Raw genomic sequence first — 17670 nt, forward strand, 5'->3', positions numbered from 1 at the left:
GCGCCCCTTGAGCGCCTGCCTGACCGGCACACACCAGTAAAGCAAAGGAAAGTGCTATGTCATGGCATTTTTTACTGCTATGCTAATTTCGCAATATTGCTGAGCCCACGCAGGCAGTGCTGCTGACGAGCCATTGCCAGCTCATCCAACATGAGGACGCACTATGAAGAAGAAATGGTTTGCCATACCGGCAGCGGTGGTGCTGGGGCTGCTCGTCGCGCTTCTCTACGCGCCGGAACTCGCACGCTTCTGGCTTGCGAACCGGCCGCAGCCCACGCTCACGATCGACGCCGCCATGCGCACGCAGACGATAGACGCGCTGGCGGCAAAGCTGAACCAGCACTACATGTCGCCCGAGAAGGCCAGGGAGATCGAAGCGCTGCTGCGGGAGCGCCAGAAGCGTGGCGCCTACGACGCAATCGGCGATGCGGAAAAGTTTGCTGAGCAGCTCGAGGCCGACATCACGGGCGTCTCGCACGACCTGCACATGGGCGTAGGTTTCAGCTCATCGCCCTTGCCGCCCGATCCCAGCGGGGAACCCGACCTGCGGGGCCGCACACCGCCCCCGGATGCTCCTCTCTTCATGCGCGTGTTTGGCGCTATCGTCCTCAGCAGGGAGAACTTTGGCATCGCCAAGGTCGAACACTTGAGCCCCGGGGTAGGCTTTCTGCAGCTGACGGGCTTTGCACCGCCGGTCATGTCGGCCGACAGGGTCGCCAGCGCAATGAACAAGCTGGCAGATACGGACGCGCTCATCATCGACCTGCGCGGCAACAGGGGCGGCCACCCCGGCGGCGTGAACCTGATGCTCAGCTATTTTGTCGACCAGCGCACCCACGTGAACGATATCTGGTCGCGCAATACCGGATCGACGACCGAACTCTGGACCGAGGACAGGCTTGAAGGGAAACGCTATGGCGGCAAGAAGCCGGTCTTCATCCTGGTGGACCGCGACACCATGTCGGCCGGAGAAAATTTTGCCTACACGATGCAGGCGCTGAAGCGCGCCACCATCATCGGCACGCGGACCTGGGGCGGCGCCCACCCGGGCCGCCCCTACCGCCTTGGCGATCATTTTTACGCCCTGGTGCCGGATGCGCGCATCATCAATCCGATCACCCACACCGACTGGGAGGGTACGGGCGTGCTTCCCGACGTCGAGGCGGCGCCCGCCGATGCGCTGAAGGTCGCGCAGGAACTGCTGCAGCGCCAGACGCGCTTGACCGCGCTCCGCTGAGTCAGGTGCAAAGCACCTCGAAACGGCGCCTCTCCGGCGCGCACGGCGGCACATACGGCCCGCGGGCCGGCTGCCAGCCGTTGCGCAGCCAGACCCGGTCGCTGCCGGACAGCTTGAGGGCGGCCGCGGTCAGCCACTGGTGGGAATTGACGGGGTCGGCGCGCGGCAGCAGCAAGGTCGCCGCCAGCAGGCCCAATAAAAGCGGTTGCGGCGAGCGGTCGCGCGCGGCGCGGGTGCGCGCGATGAACAGTCCCGCGCATGCCAGGCCCAGCAGGCAGCCGGCCGCCGCCTCGCTGGCCGAATGGGCGCCGACCTTGACGCGGGCGATGGCCACGGCCACCGCCAGCACCGCCCCGGCCAGCACAGCGGCACGCAGCCAGCTGCCGCCGCGCCGGTCCTGGCCGCCCGGCCGGGTTTCCCTGCGCCTGTCCGCGCGCCGCAGGCCGCGCCTTTCCAGCAGCAGGAACAGGGCGACTGGGAACACGGCGGCGGCGCGCGTGGCGTGGCCGGAGAAGCCGGTGAATTCCAGGGAGCGCACGCCGATGCCCCAGCCGAGGAAGGCCATCTGGCTGGCCACGGCGATGGAGAGCGCGGCGCCGAACAGCAGGCACCAGGCCAGCGCCAGCCGCCAGCAGCGCGCCCCGACCAGCCAGGCGGCGATGGCGACGGCAAGCAGCGCGGTGACGTTCAGGCCGCCGAGGGCGGATAGGTGGTACCACCAGATCATGTCGGGATTGTTTGTGGGGTGATGGCGGCTAGACTATACCGCAATCCGAGTCGAGCCCGCGCTCCCTGCCCGTCGTCCCCGCGCTCCTCTACGTCGTCCCCGCGCTCCTCTACGTCGTCCCCGCGCAGGCGGGGACCCAAGTTCCGCATGCGTCTTGTCAGCGCCAGCAAGCTTGGATTCCCGCCTTCGCGGGAATGACGGCTAGGCCGCGGCCACCTTCATCGAAGCGTCATTCACCGCCCCAGCCTGCATCGCCTCCGACAGCACCTGCCCCACCACCCCATCGATGGCCAGCACGCGCGCGGCCCCCGCATGCAGCAGCTCGGCGAACTTTTCCGCGGACAACGAGAAGGCCTCGCGCCGGCCCGCGCCCGAGAAGATGAAGAGCGTGCGCAGCGGGCTGACCCAGGCGAGCTTGACCTTGCGCGCCCCTTCCGTGGTCTTGAACTCGAACCACATGCCGCGCTCCAGGCCATCCACCGGCGAAATCATCTGCTGGCGCGCCGCTTCCTGTCCGGCCGCGGCCTGCTCCAGTTCGACCCGGCGCAGCGCGTCCTGCTGGGCGGCTTCGACGGCGAGTTCCAGCTGGCGCTCCGGCGACAGTTCGATCGGCGCGCGCACGATCGAGGCGTGGCATTCGGCCAGGCGGGCGAAGAATTGCAGGCGCTCGGCGTCCTGCCAGCGGATCGCGTCCAGCCATTTGTTCAGCGTGGCCAGCAGGCGCGGCAGCTTGCCGATCAGGGCCTTGCGTTGTTCCTGGGTCTGTTTCGGCTTGACGCTCCAGATCAGCTCGTCCATCGCGCGGGTGGCGTTGACCACCGCGCCCGGCTTGTCCGCGTCGATGCTGTAGGCGAAGGTCATGACCGTGGTCCAGCGCTGCTCGAGGAAGCCGCTGACCACCTGCCCGACATCGCCGGCCTGCACGCGCAGCTGCACGGCGTCGCGCGCGGCGCGGGTCGCGACCTGCATCTTTTCCTGTTTCAGGGCGCTGGCCACCGGGGCGGCGATCGCTTCCTGCTGGGCGTTCTCCTCGGCGGCGATGCCCGCTTCCAGCTCGGCCACCGCTTCCGCAAAGGCGCCAGGGCGGTCCTCGCCGACGCGTTCGACGCTGCGCTGCATGACCTGGAACAGCGGATCGTCCTGGTCCTTGCGCTGCTCCCAGCCCATGCGCGACAGCAGGTCGACCATGCGCCGCGCCGGATGCGCTTCCTCGAAGAAGAAGTTCTTGTCGAGCAGGGCCGCCTTCAGCACCGGTACCTGCAGCACGCGCAGCAGCTCGCGGGTCTGCGGCGGGATGCTGTCGTCGAGCAGCACGGTTTCGAACACACGCGACAGCAGGCCCAGGGTGCTCTCGTCGCCGCGCGACAGGCTGCCCTTGGGCAGGCTCTGGGCAAAGCGCGGCAGGTAGAAGACGTTTTGCGGGAGCGCGCCGGCCGCCGCCGGGATGGCGCCTGAAGAAGGGTCAAGCGCGGACTGCGCAGCCTGCAGGCCGGGTTCGATGCGGGCCAGCAGTTCCAGCAGCGGGGCGACCTGGCCCGGCACCAGCACCGGCGCATCGTGCGGCAGACCGGGGATGGCCGGCAGGCCGCCGGCAGCGAAGCCGCCTGCGTGAACGGCGCCCGAGGCCTGCGCTGCGGCCATGACACCCGGCGCCATCATGAATGACGCACCTGCAGCGATGCCGCCGGCCGACGGTGCGCCGCCTGGCGCAGCACCCGGCGCTGCGCCGGCCGTGGCGCCGAACGTGGCGCCACCGGCCGCGGCAAGGAATCCGCCTGCCGGCTGTGCGGCCTGCACCGCCGCAGGGTGTTCCACCGGCGCCTGCCGTGCCTCGCCCTGCTCCACCGGCGCCGCAGCAAAGCCCGCCGCCGCACTGGGGCGCCAGCCCCCTGCGCCGGACGGCATCGCCGGCAGCTCGGGAATCAGCGGCAGGTCCGGCACGGCAGCGCCATCCTCGTCGCCGAACAGCTTGCGCAGCTGCTCGGCCAGCGCCGCCTTGCCGCTGGCGCGGGCGGCGCGCGCCGCGGCGGCGTCGTCGGTTTTCTGGATCCGGTAAGCCTCGACCGCGCCCTGGCCGTCCTTGCCGGTCAGGCCTTCGACCAGGGCTTCGTACAGCGCGCCGAAATCGAACACCAGCTCGGGGCGCAGCAGCTCCAGGATCAGCGGATGCGATTCTTCCTCGGGCTCGAACTCGCGCCAGGCTTCTTCCAGGGCTTTCAGGAAGACTTCGGGGCGGAAGGGATTGGCGTCGGCGCGCAGCACGCCCTTGCCAAGCAGGAGGCCGAGCCGCACCGAGAGGGTCGCCAGCTGCTCGGAATGGGCGATGTCGAAGGGCCGCGTGATGGCGCCGAAGGCGACCTTGTCGTCCATGACCTCGAGCGGCACCAGGCTGAGCGAGGCCGGCGCGGCCCGGGGCGCGGCGCCTTGCGGCTGCAGGCGCTCGATGTCCTGGCGCACGGCCAGGTCGAGGCCGGTGCTGGCCAGGTGAAAGAAGGCGTAGCTGTTATCCCGCAGCAGCTTGCTGGAGCGGACGCGCCGGTAGACTTCGCGCGTGTCGAGTCCGGGCTGGCTGACATCCGCCAGGGCCGCGCCGAAGCGGGCGATCATCGGCGTCAGCTGCTCCTTGAGCTGGGCGGCCGCGATATCGGCGAGCGCGTCCAGAGTCGCCTGCTTTTGCAAGGCGGCCTGACGCGCTGCCGGACTCTGGACTCGGCTCGATGACATGGTGGACGGTGAATGCGATGGCTTGCTTATGCTTATTGTGGCACATAATTGCCACAAGGCAACCAGTATCTGCAAGCACTTCCAGACGAATATAAAGTAAATATTCTACGGAAGAGTTATCTCATCAGTAAAACTACGGCCTTATCTGGATTTCAACGACGAACCGAAGAACGAACATCGCACCACGGCAGTCTTTGCGGAAAATTTATTCTCTAAACGTAGGTCTCGCTCCTACAAGGCCCCGCGCCGTGTTCTGATACCACATCTACTGACGGGCTTGCATTATTGCACTACCGGAAACGCTTCGGTAAGCAGGACTTTCCCATTTTAGAAAGGAATGATCATGGCTAACAACAGGTCGGGCAAGCAGGGCGGCTCGCGCGAGCAGCACGCGGAAGCAGGTCGTCAGAGCCACAAGAATGACGCCAACAAACAGGGTTCGCAGCAGGGTTCGCAGCAGTCGGGCTCGGGTTCCGGCTCGCGTTCGGGCGGTTCCGGCGGTACCCGCGGCGGCACCCCGGAGCAGCATGCCGAAGCAGGCCGTCAAAGCCACAAGAACGACGGCAACAAGCAGTCGGCATCGGGCTCGGGTTCGCGCTCGGGCGGCAGCCGCGGCGGCAACCGCTGAATTTTCCTGAGGCCGAAGGCGGCGCCGCAGCACAGGCCGCGGCGCCGCCTTCGGCCTTCAAGGACGGCAACAGGGCCTGGAACGGGAAGCTGTTCCAGGCCCTGTGTTTTGCAGGCCGCCGCAGCGGCCGGGATCAGATATTGCGCAGGGGCGCGCCCTTCGGCGGCGCGAAGTCCCTGACGTCGTTGACCAGGCCGGCGGTCTTGGCATCGCGTCCGTTCAGGTGCAGGTCGCCGTACTGGTGGATGCCCCACTGCTCCGGCGTGAGTTCGATGTGCTTGCGCAGGATCGATTCGGTGCGGGCATCGTCGGCGCGCAGGCCTTCGACGATGATGTTGAGGGCGTCCGGACGCGAGCCCGGCGAGGCCGTCGCGTGCGACTTGTGGATCATGAAGCGGGCCGTCTCGCTGGCATAGCGGCGGGTGCCCGACAGGAACAGGATCACCGCGATCGACGCCACCGCGCCGCCGTTGTACATCACGAACTCGACCGGTGAGTTGGCCAGGAAGTTGTACAGGCACAGGCCGTCGCTCACATAGCCGCCGTTCGACTGCACCAGGATGTGGGCCGTTTCCAGTCCGTCCTCGGTCATCATCGAGACGGCCTCGAACACGCGATGCACCATGTCGCTGTTCACGTCGCCGGACAGCGTGAAGTACGCCTCTTTTTGCTGTTTTGCTTGATCTTCGCTCATAGTCGGGCTCTCTTCTGTCGCAAGGTCATAGGGCAAGTGTAACAAAACACGGTTTTTTCTCTATGTAGACGCACTGCAATAGTGCGCGGCCTATGCCAAGGGGCTTTCGAATTGACTTCCCTGCACTAGTCGCATATCCTTCGCAGTCTTGACCGGGAGAGCGCAGCGCAAGGCTGCCGCCGAAGGGGCATCACCCGAAAACTCTCAGGCAACCGGACCGGTCGGGGGGCGCACGCTATGCACGACGCAAGCGTGGCGGCCAACTCTGGAGAGCGGCTCTTGACGAGCCCACCGAAGGGGCAGGCGGATTCAAGCCGCTATCTCTCAGGTATCGAGGACAGAGGGGTGCGATCGGCATGCGGGCAAAAACCGTGTGCCGTAACCCTATTCAACTGCCCGAGGATCTCACGCCATGACGCTCAAAGCGACCCCGCTCAATTCCGTACACCGCGCATCCGGCGCCAAGATGGTCGACTTTGGCGGCTGGGACATGCCCGTCAACTACGGTTCGCAGATCGAAGAACATAATGCCGTGCGCACCGATGCAGGCATGTTCGACGTCTCCCACATGTGCGTGGTCGACCTGCACGGCGCCAACGCCCGCCCCTTCCTGCGCGGCCTGCTGGCCAACAACGTCGACAAGCTGCAGGCGGCCGGCAAAGCCCTGTACTCCTGCATGCTGAACCCTGAAGGCGGCGTGATCGACGACCTGATCGTCTACTTCTTCCGCGAAGACTGGTTCCGCCTGGTCGTCAACGCCGGCACCGCCGAGAAGGACATCGCCTGGATCCGCCAGCAGAACGAGGCCACCAATAGCGGCCTGAGCATCACCCCGCGCCGCGCCGACCTGTCGGACGACGGCATCGCCCTGATCGCCGTGCAGGGCCCGAACGCCCGCGCCAAGGTCTGGGAAGTGCTGCCGCAAACCCAGGCGGCATCGAGCGAGATGAAGCCCTTCAACGTCACCATCGTGAACGACACCCCGTTTGGCGAAGTCATGGTGGCCCGCACCGGCTACACCGGCGAAGACGGCTTCGAGATCGGCGTCCCGGCCGGCCAGGCCGAAGCCCTGTGGACCGCGCTGGCGGCCGCCGGCGTCAAGCCTGCCGGCCTGGGCGCGCGCGACACCCTGCGCCTGGAAGCCGGCATGAACCTGTACGGCCAGGACATGGACGATACCGTCTCGCCGCTCGACGCCGGCCTGGCCTGGACCGTCGACCTGGTCGCGGAGCGCGATTTCATCGGCAAATCGGCCCTGCAGAGCAAAGGCCAGCAGCAGAACTTCGTCGGCCTGATCCTGCGCGAGAAAGGCGGCATCCTGCGCGCCCACCAGAAGGTTGTCGCCGCATCGGGCAACGCCGGCGAGATCACCAGCGGCACCTTCAGCCCGAGCATGCAGCAGGCGATCGCGCTGGCGCGCGTGCCGGTCGAGGTGCAGGTGGGCGACACCGTGCACGTCGAAATCCGCGACAAGAAACTGGCCGCCTCCGTGGTCAAGCTGCCCTTCGTGCGCAACGGCAAAGTGCTGGCATCCTGATTCGCAGCCCGTCACAAGAACAACGTATACTTACCGCCTCAACTTCTCATTAGGAGCTCTGCATGAACATCCCAGCCGACCTGAAATACACCGAGTCCCACGAGTGGGTCCGTCAAGAGACTGACGGCACCCTGACCGTCGGCATCACCGAATACGCACAGGACGCGCTGGGCGACATCGTGTTCGTGGAACTGCCGCAGGTCGGCAAGGCCTTCACCGCCGGCGACGACGCCGCCGTGGTCGAGTCGGTCAAGGCCGCCAGCGACATCTACGCCCCGGTCTCGGGCACCGTCACCGCCGTCAACCAGGCCACCGCCGACGCCCCGGACTCGATCAACGCCGACGCCTACGGCGCCTGGCTGTTCAAGCTGCAACCGAGCGATCCGGCCGCGATCAACGGCCTGCTGGATGCTGCGGCTTACGGCAAGACCACTGAAGGCTGATTAGCCACCCCGTCATTCCCCGGCCACCCGTCGTTCCCGCGAAGGCGGGAACCCAAGTTCGTTGCTGGACGCTAGCGTTTGCGATGTTCACGCAAACTTGGGTCCCCGCCTCCGCGGGGACGACGTTGATTCCTCCCGCCTCGATTCCTCTTTTTCGACTTCTGCCATGACCCGCACCAGCCTGACCCAACTCGAAGCACGCGATGGCTTCATCCCGCGCCACATCGGTCCGTCCGACGCCGAACAGGCAGCCATGCTGTCCGTCCTCGGCTACCAGAGCCGCGCCGCCCTGATCGATGCCGTCGTTCCCGCCAACATCCGCCGCAAGGACAAGCTGGACCTGGGCCAGTTCTTCGATCCGCTGCCCGAGCAGGCCGCGCTGGCTAAGCTGAAGGGCATCGCCTCGCAGAACAAGGTCATGAAGTCGATGATCGGCCAGGGCTACTACGGCACCTTCACCCCGCCTGTCATCCTGCGCAACATCTTCGAAAACCCGGCCTGGTACACCGCCTACACGCCTTACCAGCCGGAGATCTCGCAGGGCCGCCTGGAAGCGATTCTGAACTTCCAGCAGGTGATCACCGACCTGACCGGCATGGGCATCGCGAATGCCTCGATGCTGGACGAAGGCACCGCCGCCGCCGAAGCCATGACGCTGATCCAGCGCGTCGGCAAGTCGGCCTCGAAGGTCTTCTACGTGGCCGACGACGTGCTGCCGCAGACCCGTGAAGTGATCGAGACCCGCGCCAAGCCGATCGGCGTCGAAGTGCGCAGCATCGCCGCCGCCGACATCGACAACCTGGATGAAAGCTGCTTCGGCGTGCTGCTGCAGTACCCGGGCGTCAACGGCGACGTGCGCGACTACCGCAACGCCTGCGAGAAGCTGCATGCGATGGGCGCGATGGTCGTGGTGGCCGCGGACCTGCTGGCCCTGACCGTGCTGACCCCGCCGGGCGAATGGGGCGCCGACGTCGTGGTCGGCAACAGCCAGCGCTTCGGCGTGCCGCTCGGTTTCGGCGGCCCGCACGCCGGCTACCTGGCCACCCGCGACGACTACAAGCGCAGCATGGCTGGCCGCCTGGCCGGCGTCACCGTCGACGCCCAGGGCAACAAGGCGTTCCGCCTGGCGCTGCAGACCCGCGAACAGCACATCCGCCGCGAAAAAGCGACCTCGAACATCTGCACCGCACAGGTGCTGCTGGCCGTGATGGCCTCGATGTACGCCATCTACCACGGCCCGAAGGGCCTGGAGCAGATCGCCCGCCGCGTGCACCGCTACACCGGCATCCTGGCCGCCTCGCTGCAGGGCCTCGGCTACCAGCTGGTCAACGAGACTTATTTCGACACCCTGACCGTCATCGCGGACAACGCCGATGAGCTGCACCGCATCGCCAACGACAAGGGCGTCAACCTGCGCCGCATCGATGCGCGCCACGTCGGCCTGTCGCTGGACGAGACCACCGGCCGCGACGAGATCGCGCTGCTGGCGCAGATCTTCGGCGAAGCCGCCGGCAAATCGGTCGACGTCGATTTCGACTCGCTGGACAGCGACGTGGCCGACGCCTTCCCGGCATCGCTGAGCCGCACCAGCGCCTACCTGACCCACCCGACCTTCCACCGCTACCACGCCGAGCACGAGATGCTGCGCTACCTGCGCTCGCTGGCCGACAAGGACCTGGCGCTGGACCGCACCATGATCCCGCTGGGTTCGTGCACCATGAAGCTGAACGCGACCTCGGAGATGATCCCGGTCACCTGGCCCGAGTTCTCGAACATCCACCCGTTCGCACCGGATGACCAGACCGTCGGCTACCGCGAGATGATCGCCCAGCTGGAAGCCATGCTGTGCGCCGTGACCGGTTACGCCGGCGTGTCGCTGCAGCCGAACGCCGGTTCGCAGGGCGAGTACGCCGGCCTGCTGATCATCCAGAAGTACCACCAGTCGCGCGGCGAAGGCCATCGCAACATCTGCCTGATCCCGTCCTCGGCGCACGGCACCAACCCGGCCTCGGCCAGCATGGTCGGCATGCAGGTGGTCGTCACCGCCTGCGACGAGAACGGCAACGTCGACCTGGAAGACCTGAAGAAGAAGGCCGAGCAGCACAGCGCCAACCTGGCCTGCGTGATGGTCACCTACCCGTCGACCCATGGCGTGTTCGAAGAAGGCATCAAGGAACTGTGCGAGATCGTGCACGCGCACGGCGGCCAGGTGTACGTCGACGGCGCCAACATGAACGCGCTGGTCGGCGTGGCCGGCCCGGGGATTTTCGGCGGCGACGTCAGCCACCTGAACCTGCACAAGACCTTCTGCATCCCGCACGGCGGCGGCGGCCCGGGCGTCGGTCCGGTGGCTGTCGGCGCGCACCTGGTGCCCTTCCTGCCGAACCAGGCCTCGACCGGCTACCAGCGCAACGAGCAAGGCATCGGCGCCGTCAGCGCCGCGCCTTACGGCTCGGCCTCGATCCTGCCGATCTCCTGGATGTACATCGCGATGATGGGCGCCGAAGGCCTGACCGCGGCGACCGAGACGGCGATCCTGAACGCCAACTACATTGCGCGCCGCCTGGCCCCGCACTACCCGGTGCTGTACACCGGCCACGACGGCCTGGTCGCGCACGAGTGCATCATCGACCTGCGCCCGCTGCAGGACAAGACCGGCATCAGCAACGAAGACGTGGCCAAGCGCCTGATGGACTTCGGCTTCCACGCCCCGACCATGAGCTTCCCGGTGCCGGGCACGCTGATGATCGAGCCGACCGAGTCGGAGTCGAAAGTCGAACTGGACCGCTTCATCGAGGCGATGATCACCATCCACGCCGAGATCGTGAAGGTCGAGCGCGGCGAGTACGACCGCATGGACAACCCGCTGAAGGGCGCGCCGCACACCGCCGAAGTGGTCACTGCCGACGACTGGCAGCACAGCTACACTCGTGAGGTGGCCGCCTTCCCGGTGCCGTCGCTGCGCAAGCGCAAGTACTGGCCGCCGGTCGGCCGCGCGGACAACGTCTACGGCGACCGTAACCTGTTCTGCGGTTGTGCGCCGATTGAAGACTACGAGTGATCAGTCTTTCCCGCGACGGCTGCTAGCCAGCCTTAAATAGGGATGTCCGGGGCTGCCGGGGCGTTTATCCAACGCCCCCGCAGCCCCGTTTTCTTGCTCGGCTTCGGGCGACGTCTGCACCGCCTCATCGAGCCGGAACGAAGCCACCGCCTGCGACAGGCTGAGCGCCTGCTCCTGCAGGCTGCGCGCGGCCATCGCCGCGTCTTCCACCATCCGCGTACCCTGCTGGGTCAGTTCGTCCATGCGCACGATGGCCTGGTTCACGCCGGCCAGGTTCTCGGCCCGTTCGGCGCTGGTCGAGCCGATGCGGTTGACGATGTCGCCGACCGCCTGCACCGAGCTGGTAAGAATCGCCATGCTGGAGCCGGCGTCCAGTGCGATGCCGGTGCCGCCCTCGATGGCCGCCATCGCCTCGCGCGCCAGGGTTCTAGCTTCGCGCGCGTCCGCCACCGCGCGTCCCGCCAGCGCCCGCACCTCGCAGGCCGCCTGGGCGAAGTTCGCGGCCTGCGGGCCGCCCTGGGCGGCATCGACGGCCGCGCTCAGGGCCACGCCGCCGGCGCGCGCGCAGGCGACCTCGATGTCTTCGCCAAGCTGGTCCAGGCGCGTGGCCGAGCGGCGCACGCTTTCCAGGGTCGCCACCAGGCGGTGCACCACGCTGCCGCCCTGCTGGGCCGCGGTGGACGCAGCTTCGGTCAGGCGGTTGGCCTGGCGCGCCGAATACGCGGTCTCCATCATCGTCGCCGCCAGGTCCTGCATCGAGGTCGTGGTCTGCTCCAGCGAGGCGCGCACGCCGGCGCGCGCGGGCAGCCCGGCGCGACCGAGGGCGATCTCGCGCGAGGCCAGGCCGATCGATCGCGCCGACTCGAGGATGGTGCGCAGCGACAGGTTCAGGTTGCGGATGCTGTCGTCCAGCGCGCGCGAGGTGGTGGCGATCTCGTCGTCGCCGTCGAGGCGGGTGCGCACCGTCAGGTCGCCGCTGGCCAGGCTGCTGGCGGCGGCTTCGATGGCGCCGATCTCGCCCAGCAGCGAGCGCCGCACCGCCATCGTGATGGCCAGCGAGGCCGCGATCGACAGGAAGATCACGATCGGCATCAGGACCGCGATGGTCCTGAAGTCCTCGGAGGCCTTGTCGGACGCCTCTTCCGACAGCTCCTGCTCGCGCCGCGACAGGTCGGTCAGGCGCTCGGCCACCACGCTGAAGGCGCGCTCCGCCTTGGCCATGGCATTCGCGCTGATCGACTGGTCTTCGCGGGCGATCTCGATCACGTCGCGCACTGCCGCCACGTACAGGCGCCAGGCGGAGGCGGCCTGCTCGATGAGGCGCAGTTCGGCCTCGCGGTGCCGCTGCGGCGTTTCCTGGGCCATTTTCGCGAGGTTGGCGAAGCCGCGCTCGATGGCGGCCTGCTGCAGCTGGACGTCGCGCACCAGCGGGTCGACCCGGGTGCGCGGGAAGCTGCCGCTGATCCAGGTCAGGATCTGGTAGGCTTGGGCATTCGCCCGCTGGGCGGACGCCACCAGGTCGGCGGCGGCGCGCATATGGGTGGCGCGCTGCTGCACGATGGCGTCCAGCGAATCGTTCTGGCGTACCATCGCCAGGTAGGCGCCGCTGGACAGCAGGACCAGCAGCACCAGCACTGCGCCGGGCGCCAATAGAAGCTTGGGCCCGATTCTCAGGCGGGTCAGCAGGTTGAACTCGAGCGTCATTGTCCTCTCCCCTGTCAACAACGATGTCGTGTACACGCAGAAAGACGTGCATTGGGGAAATCTACGCTGTCCGGCACAATAGCTCTTGTGCCTGCTCAATATTCGGAAAGGATGCGCATGAACCGTTCCAAAGGGGCCGCCGCCCTGTTGTCCGCCCTGGTGTTTCCTGGCGTCGGCCAGTGGTACCTGGGCCGGCGCCGCCTCGCCCTGCTGTTTGCGCTGCCGGCGCTCGTGGCGGGCTATGTCTACCTGAACTTCGCGCTGGACGAGGCGAATGCCCTGACCGGGCAGCTGCTGTCCGGGACCCTGCCGCTCGATCCGGCGGCGCTGGCGGCCAAACTGGAGGCGCGGCCCACGCCGCTGGCGGTGACGCTGTCGGGTTGGGTGTTTGCGCTGTGCTGGGTGGGGAGCGTGGTGGAGGCTTGGTTGCGGAAGCCGGCGCCGTAAACGAGTACGTGGGCACGGGGTGCCCACCCTACAGTCAACGTAGGGTGGGCACCCCGTGCCCACGTCGATCTACTGCCAATTAATCCAGCTTCGCCGCGTGCTCGCGCGTCGCATGGAACTGCAGCTTCGGCCAGCGTTCCTGGGTCAGGCGCAGGTTGACGCCGGAGGTGGCCAGGAAGGCCAGGTTGCCGGCGGCGTCATAAGCCACCTGCGGCGCCAGCTGGGATTCGAAGTCGGACAGGGCCTTCTTGTCGTCGCTCGAGACCCAGCGCGCGCTGCTGATGCTGGAGCCTTCGAACATGGCGTCGACGCCGTACTCGTTCAGCAGGCGGCTCGCCACCACCTCGAACTGCAGCACGCCGACGGCGCCCAGGATCAGGTCGGAGCCGAGCACCGGCTTGAAGACCTGCACCGCGCCCTCTTCGCCCAGCTGCTGCAAGCCCTTGTGCAGCTGCTTGGTCTTCAGCGGATTACGGATCCGCACCGTGCGGAACAGGTCCGGCGCGAAGTAAGGAATGCCGGTGAAGGTCAGCAGCTCGCCTTCCGAGAAGCTGTCGCCGATCTGCATGTTGCCGTGGTTCGGCAGGCCGATGATGTCGCCGGCATAGGCTTCCTCGACCTGTTCACGCGACGATGCCATGAAGGTCACCACGGACGACAGTTTCACTTCGCGGCCCAGGCGCAGGTGCCTGACCTTCATGCCCTTGTCGAAACGCCCCGAGCACACGCGCAGGAAGGCGATGCGGTCGCGGTGGGCCGGGTCCATGTTGGCCTGGATCTTGAAGACGAAGCCGGAGAACGGCTGCTCCTCGGGCTTCACGGCGCGCACGGTGGCGTCGCGCTCGCGCGGGGCCGGGGCCCAGTCGATCAGCGCCGACAGGATCTCGCGCACGCCGAAGTTGTTGATCGCGGAGCCGAAGAAGACCGGGGTCTGCACGCCGGACAGGAAGCGCTCCAGGTCGAACACGTGCGAAGCGCCGTGCACCAGCTCCACTTCCATCTTGAGCTGCTCGATCTCCATCGGGAACATCTCGGCCAGGCGCGGGTTGTCGATGCCCTTGATGATCTCGTAGTCGCCGTCGGCCTTTTCCTCGCCGGCCTTGAACAGCATGATCTCATCCTTGATCAGGTGATACACGCCGCGGAAGTTCTTGCCCATGCCGATAGGCCAGGTCACCGGCGCGCACTCGATCTTCAGCACCGATTCCACTTCGTCCAGCAGCTCCAGCGGGTCGCGGGTTTCGCGGTCCATCTTGTTCATGAAGGTGACGATGGGCGTGGCGCGCATGCGGCAGACGTCCAGCAGCTTGATGGTCTGCTCCTCCACGCCCTTGGCGGCGTCGATCACCATCAGGGCCGAGTCGACCGCCGTCAGCACGCGGTAGGTGTCTTCCGAGAAGTCCTGGTGGCCCGGGGTGTCCAGCAGGTTGATCACGTGGTCGCGGAACTCGAACTGCATCACCGAGGACGCGACCGAGATGCCGCGCTGCTTCTCGATGTCCATCCAGTCGGAGGTGGCGTGGCGTCCGCTCTTGCGGCCCTTGACGGTGCCGGCCAGCTGGATCGCGCCCGAGAACAGCAGCAGCTTTTCGGTGAGCGTGGTTTTACCGGCGTCGGGGTGGGAAATGATGCCGAAGGTGCGGCGGCGGCCGACTTCGCGCGCGATCTGCGCGGCGGTTTTGGCCTGCGGGGCGGCGAGGACGTCGTCGCCGTTTTCGGTGTTGCTTGCTGCGGTTTCGTTGGACATGGTCTCGCCCTTGCGGCGCGTGTGCATAAACGCGCGATTTTACCGAGTCTCGCCCCGTTTGTCTTGCAATCGGTGTAGGACAAGTCGGGCTTCCCCGAGCATGGCTTGTGAATTTTTCGTTAACGGCGGAAAACGCCAGAGTAGCGCGCTATGTTCCTGACGAACTTAACAATACAAACTTCGTTGTCAACACGTCATATAAAGCTGAGCGCGAAATCGTTTTAATGCCGTCTTGCGTATTCTCGGATACCAAAAGTGGCCTCTTTTGAATGTTTCTCTCTAGTAGGACTGGACTGACAAAACATCATGCATAGAACCTACATGGGGGCGACGACTAGTCTTATGTTCGGCAAGAGACTATGGCAATAAAGTACACACATCGCGATGAGGAAACCCATCCAAGCATTCGCCCCCACGAAGGTTCGTGAAGTAAGTCAGAGATAACGAGGACAATATGAATAACGCTCAACTTGGTGTTGCCGCTCAGAAGCCCCAGTCGGTCAACCAGATTCCCGCATCGGCCGAGGAATTCAAAGTGGCGTCCCGTCCGGTCGTCAGCTACAGCGGCACCCAACAGAATGAGTTGCTCGCGGCCCTGCCGCGCCAAGACTTGGAAAACCTGTTTGAACACCTGGAACTGGTTCCCCTGCCCTTCGGCAAGGAACTGTTCGAATTCGGCAGCAAACTCGAATACGTGTACTTCCCCACCACCGCCATCGTCTCCCTGCTGTACGTGATGGAAGACGGCGCCACCACCGAAATCGCGGTGGTTGGCCATGAAGGCGCGGTCGGCGTGTCGCTGTTCATGGGCGAACGCGCCACCTGCAGCGCCGTGGTCCAGAGCGCCGGCTACGGCTACCGTCTGAAGACCCAGTTCCTGCGCGATGCCTTCAACAAGGGCGGCGCCCTGCCCCAGCTGCTGATGCGCTACACCAATGCCCTGTTCGCCCAGATGGCCCAGAACGCCGTCGGCGGCCGCCACAGCTCGATCGAGCAGAAACTGTGCCGCTGGCTGCTCGACCGCCTGGACCGTTCGGCCAGCAACGAGCTGAAAGTGACCCAGGAACTGATCTCCATCATGCTGGGCGTGCGCCGCGAAAGCATCACTGCCGCCGCCGGCAAGCTGCAGGACGAAGGCCTGATCCAGTACCGCCGCGGCAACATCACCGTGCTGAACCGCCAGGGCCTGGAAGACTACGCCGGCGAGTGCTACAAGGTCGCTAAAAGCGAGTACGACCGTCTGCTGCTGGATGTTGCACGCGCATAAGCGGCGACATCTCCAGGACCGGCAGGGCCGGGGCGCCGGAAACGGCGCCGACCGGCCCGGCGGCCGGCACTCCCATAGGCACCCAGGCTTGCACGCAGGTGCCGACACCATTCACCCCTCGTTCCACCTTTAAAGTCCCGCCCAGCAGCAGCGCGCGTTCGCGCATGCCCAGCAGGCCGTGCGACTTCGGGCGCCGCATCGCATCGGGCGGAATGCCGACGCCATCGTCGCTGACTTCCAGCGCCAGCCCCGCCCCTTCCCGCGCCAGGTGCACGACCACGTGGCGCGCCTGCGCGTATTTGGCGACATTGTTCAGCGATTCCTGGGCGATGCGGAACAGCGCAATCGCCTGCATCGTGCCGGCGCTGTCGGCCTCGAGCTCGACCAGGGCTTCGCAATCCAGGCGCGTGGCGCGCGCAAAATCTTCGCAATAGCTTTGCAGCGCCGCCGCCAGGCCCATGTTGTCCAGCAGGCTGGGCCGTAAATCCTCGATGATGCGGCGTTTCAGCTGCACGGCCTCGAGCAGGGTCGCGCGCGCGCAGCCGAGCGCGGCCGCCTGTTCCGGATGGCTGTCCTTCAATTGCTCGCCGACGGAAGACAAGTACATGCCGATCGCCGTCAGGTTGGCGCCCATCTCGTCGTGCAGTTCGCGCGCCAGACGGGCCTTTTCCTCTTCGGAAACGCTGATCAGGTGACGCGACAGCACGGACAATTGCTCGGTACGCTCAGCCACCACGGTTTCCAGTTGGTCGTTGCTCTGCTGCAGGGCACGCTCGGCGGAGAGGCGCAGGCTGAAGCCGCGCCAAATCAGGTTGTAGAACAGCAGCAGCACGACGATGGCAGCGGCGTCGATGCCGATACCGATCAGGGCGGTGCGGCGGTACTGGTCGTAGAAGGCGGCGCCGCCTGCCGCCAGCGCATCGTTCTGCTCGCCCGTCATCACCACCACCTGCAGGCGGATCTCGTCCATGTGGACCTGGTCTTCCTGCGTGCGGGCGATGGCGACGATGTCCTGCAGCCCGCCATGGCGGTACACCTCCAGCGCCTCGCCCATCAGGCCGATGCGGCGCCTGACCAGGGTCTGCAGCTGGGCCAGGTTCTTCAGTTGCGAGGGGTTATCGGCGAGCAGGCTTTTCAAGGTGTCGAACTGACCGTCCAGTTCGCGCTGTGCGGTGCGCAGCGGGCCGAGATAGGTCTCGGAGCCGGACAGGAAATAGCCGCGCAAGCCGCTGTCGGCATCGGTGACCAGCAGGTTCACGTACTGCAGGCGGGTCGACACGCGGTCCGCCTGGGCCTGCCTTGCATTGGCCGCCTTCAGCCCGTCGAGGTTGCCCACCAGGCTGACGCCGTTCAGCACCAGGATGAGCACGCATACCGCGCACAGCAGGGTTTGATACCACGGCAGGCTGCGGACCGGCCGGAAGGCGGGGTCGGCACTGAAATACATGCTGGAA

Annotated in this window: 13 protein-coding genes and 2 riboswitches; of the genes, 7 read left to right on the forward strand and 6 right to left on the reverse strand. The window is 66.3% G+C overall.

What is annotated here, in order from left to right; translation table 11 throughout:
- Window positions 1-163 precede the first annotated feature (163 nt).
- Window positions 164-1237: a S41 family peptidase gene (locus LQV39_RS05060; RefSeq protein ID WP_230020812.1), complete on the forward strand. Its 1074-nt coding sequence runs from the start codon at window positions 164-166 to the stop codon at window positions 1235-1237.
- Between the two features lies 1 nt (window position 1238).
- Here the strand turns inward: LQV39_RS05060 and LQV39_RS05065 are convergent, their stop codons facing one another.
- Window positions 1239-1964 carry a phosphatase PAP2 family protein gene (locus tag LQV39_RS05065; protein WP_230020821.1) on the reverse strand — a complete coding sequence of 242 codons (726 nt, stop codon included), beginning with the start codon at window positions 1962-1964 and terminating at the stop codon, window positions 1239-1241.
- 201 nt (window positions 1965-2165) lie between these two features.
- Entirely contained in the window at window positions 2166-4688 is a 2523-nt protein-coding gene (locus LQV39_RS05070) for a DUF1631 family protein (RefSeq protein WP_230020822.1), read from the reverse strand.
- A gap of 343 nt (window positions 4689-5031) precedes the next feature.
- On the opposite strand from LQV39_RS05070, the gene LQV39_RS05075 reads away from it, so the two are divergent.
- Window positions 5032-5316 (forward strand): hypothetical protein, encoded by a 285-nt coding sequence (locus LQV39_RS05075; protein WP_230020826.1) that lies wholly within the window; start codon window positions 5032-5034, stop codon window positions 5314-5316.
- Between the two features lie 133 nt (window positions 5317-5449).
- Here LQV39_RS05075 and LQV39_RS05080 read toward each other — a convergent pair whose 3' ends face one another.
- A complete protein-coding gene (locus LQV39_RS05080; RefSeq protein ID WP_230020828.1) occupies window positions 5450-6010 on the reverse strand; it encodes an ATP-dependent Clp protease proteolytic subunit in 561 nt (186 codons plus the stop codon).
- Between the two features lie 143 nt (window positions 6011-6153).
- Window positions 6154-6240: riboswitch (glycine riboswitch) on the forward strand.
- Between the two features lie 25 nt (window positions 6241-6265).
- A riboswitch (glycine riboswitch) is annotated at window positions 6266-6361 on the forward strand.
- Between the two features lie 61 nt (window positions 6362-6422).
- Here LQV39_RS05080 and gcvT point away from each other — a divergent pair.
- From gcvT to gcvP, 3 genes are all read left to right on the forward strand, one after another.
- Window positions 6423-7547: a glycine cleavage system aminomethyltransferase GcvT gene (gene gcvT, locus LQV39_RS05085; RefSeq protein ID WP_230020834.1), complete on the forward strand. Its 1125-nt coding sequence runs from the start codon at window positions 6423-6425 to the stop codon at window positions 7545-7547.
- A gap of 62 nt (window positions 7548-7609) precedes the next feature.
- Window positions 7610-7990, forward strand: a complete 381-nt coding sequence (gene gcvH, locus LQV39_RS05090; protein ID WP_230020835.1) for a glycine cleavage system protein GcvH — start codon at window positions 7610-7612, stop codon at window positions 7988-7990.
- Window positions 7991-8156: 166 nt separating this feature from the next.
- The gene (gene gcvP, locus LQV39_RS05095; RefSeq protein WP_230020838.1) at window positions 8157-11051 is read left to right on the forward strand and encodes an aminomethyl-transferring glycine dehydrogenase; all 2895 of its coding nucleotides are present in this window, start codon (window positions 8157-8159) and stop codon (window positions 11049-11051) included.
- On the opposite strand, the gene LQV39_RS05100 is transcribed toward gcvP, so the two are convergent.
- Window positions 11052-12755, reverse strand: coding sequence for a methyl-accepting chemotaxis protein (locus tag LQV39_RS05100; protein ID WP_230020843.1), 1704 nt, complete (start codon window positions 12753-12755; stop codon window positions 11052-11054).
- A gap of 117 nt (window positions 12756-12872) precedes the next feature.
- On the opposite strand from LQV39_RS05100, the gene LQV39_RS05105 reads away from it, so the two are divergent.
- Entirely contained in the window at window positions 12873-13202 is a 330-nt protein-coding gene (locus tag LQV39_RS05105) for a hypothetical protein (protein WP_230020844.1), read from the forward strand.
- A gap of 79 nt (window positions 13203-13281) precedes the next feature.
- Here the strand turns inward: LQV39_RS05105 and LQV39_RS05110 are convergent, their stop codons facing one another.
- Complete coding sequence (locus tag LQV39_RS05110) at window positions 13282-14949, reverse strand: peptide chain release factor 3 (RefSeq protein ID WP_230020846.1); 1668 nt, start codon at window positions 14947-14949, stop codon at window positions 13282-13284.
- Window positions 14950-15403: 454 nt separating this feature from the next.
- Between LQV39_RS05110 and LQV39_RS05115 the strand changes: the two genes are divergently transcribed.
- The gene (locus LQV39_RS05115; RefSeq protein WP_230020847.1) at window positions 15404-16216 is read left to right on the forward strand and encodes a Crp/Fnr family transcriptional regulator; all 813 of its coding nucleotides are present in this window, start codon (window positions 15404-15406) and stop codon (window positions 16214-16216) included.
- Here the strand turns inward: LQV39_RS05115 and LQV39_RS05120 are convergent.
- The gene (locus tag LQV39_RS05120; protein ID WP_230020849.1) at window positions 16170-17663 is read right to left on the reverse strand and encodes a CHASE3 domain-containing protein; all 1494 of its coding nucleotides are present in this window, start codon (window positions 17661-17663) and stop codon (window positions 16170-16172) included. The two genes, LQV39_RS05115 and LQV39_RS05120, sit on opposite strands and share 47 nt — an antisense overlap.
- Window positions 17664-17670 lie beyond the last annotated feature (7 nt).

This window comes from Massilia sp. Bi118 (assembly GCF_918697865.1).
Taxonomy (GTDB): Bacteria; Pseudomonadota; Gammaproteobacteria; order Burkholderiales; family Burkholderiaceae_D; genus Telluria.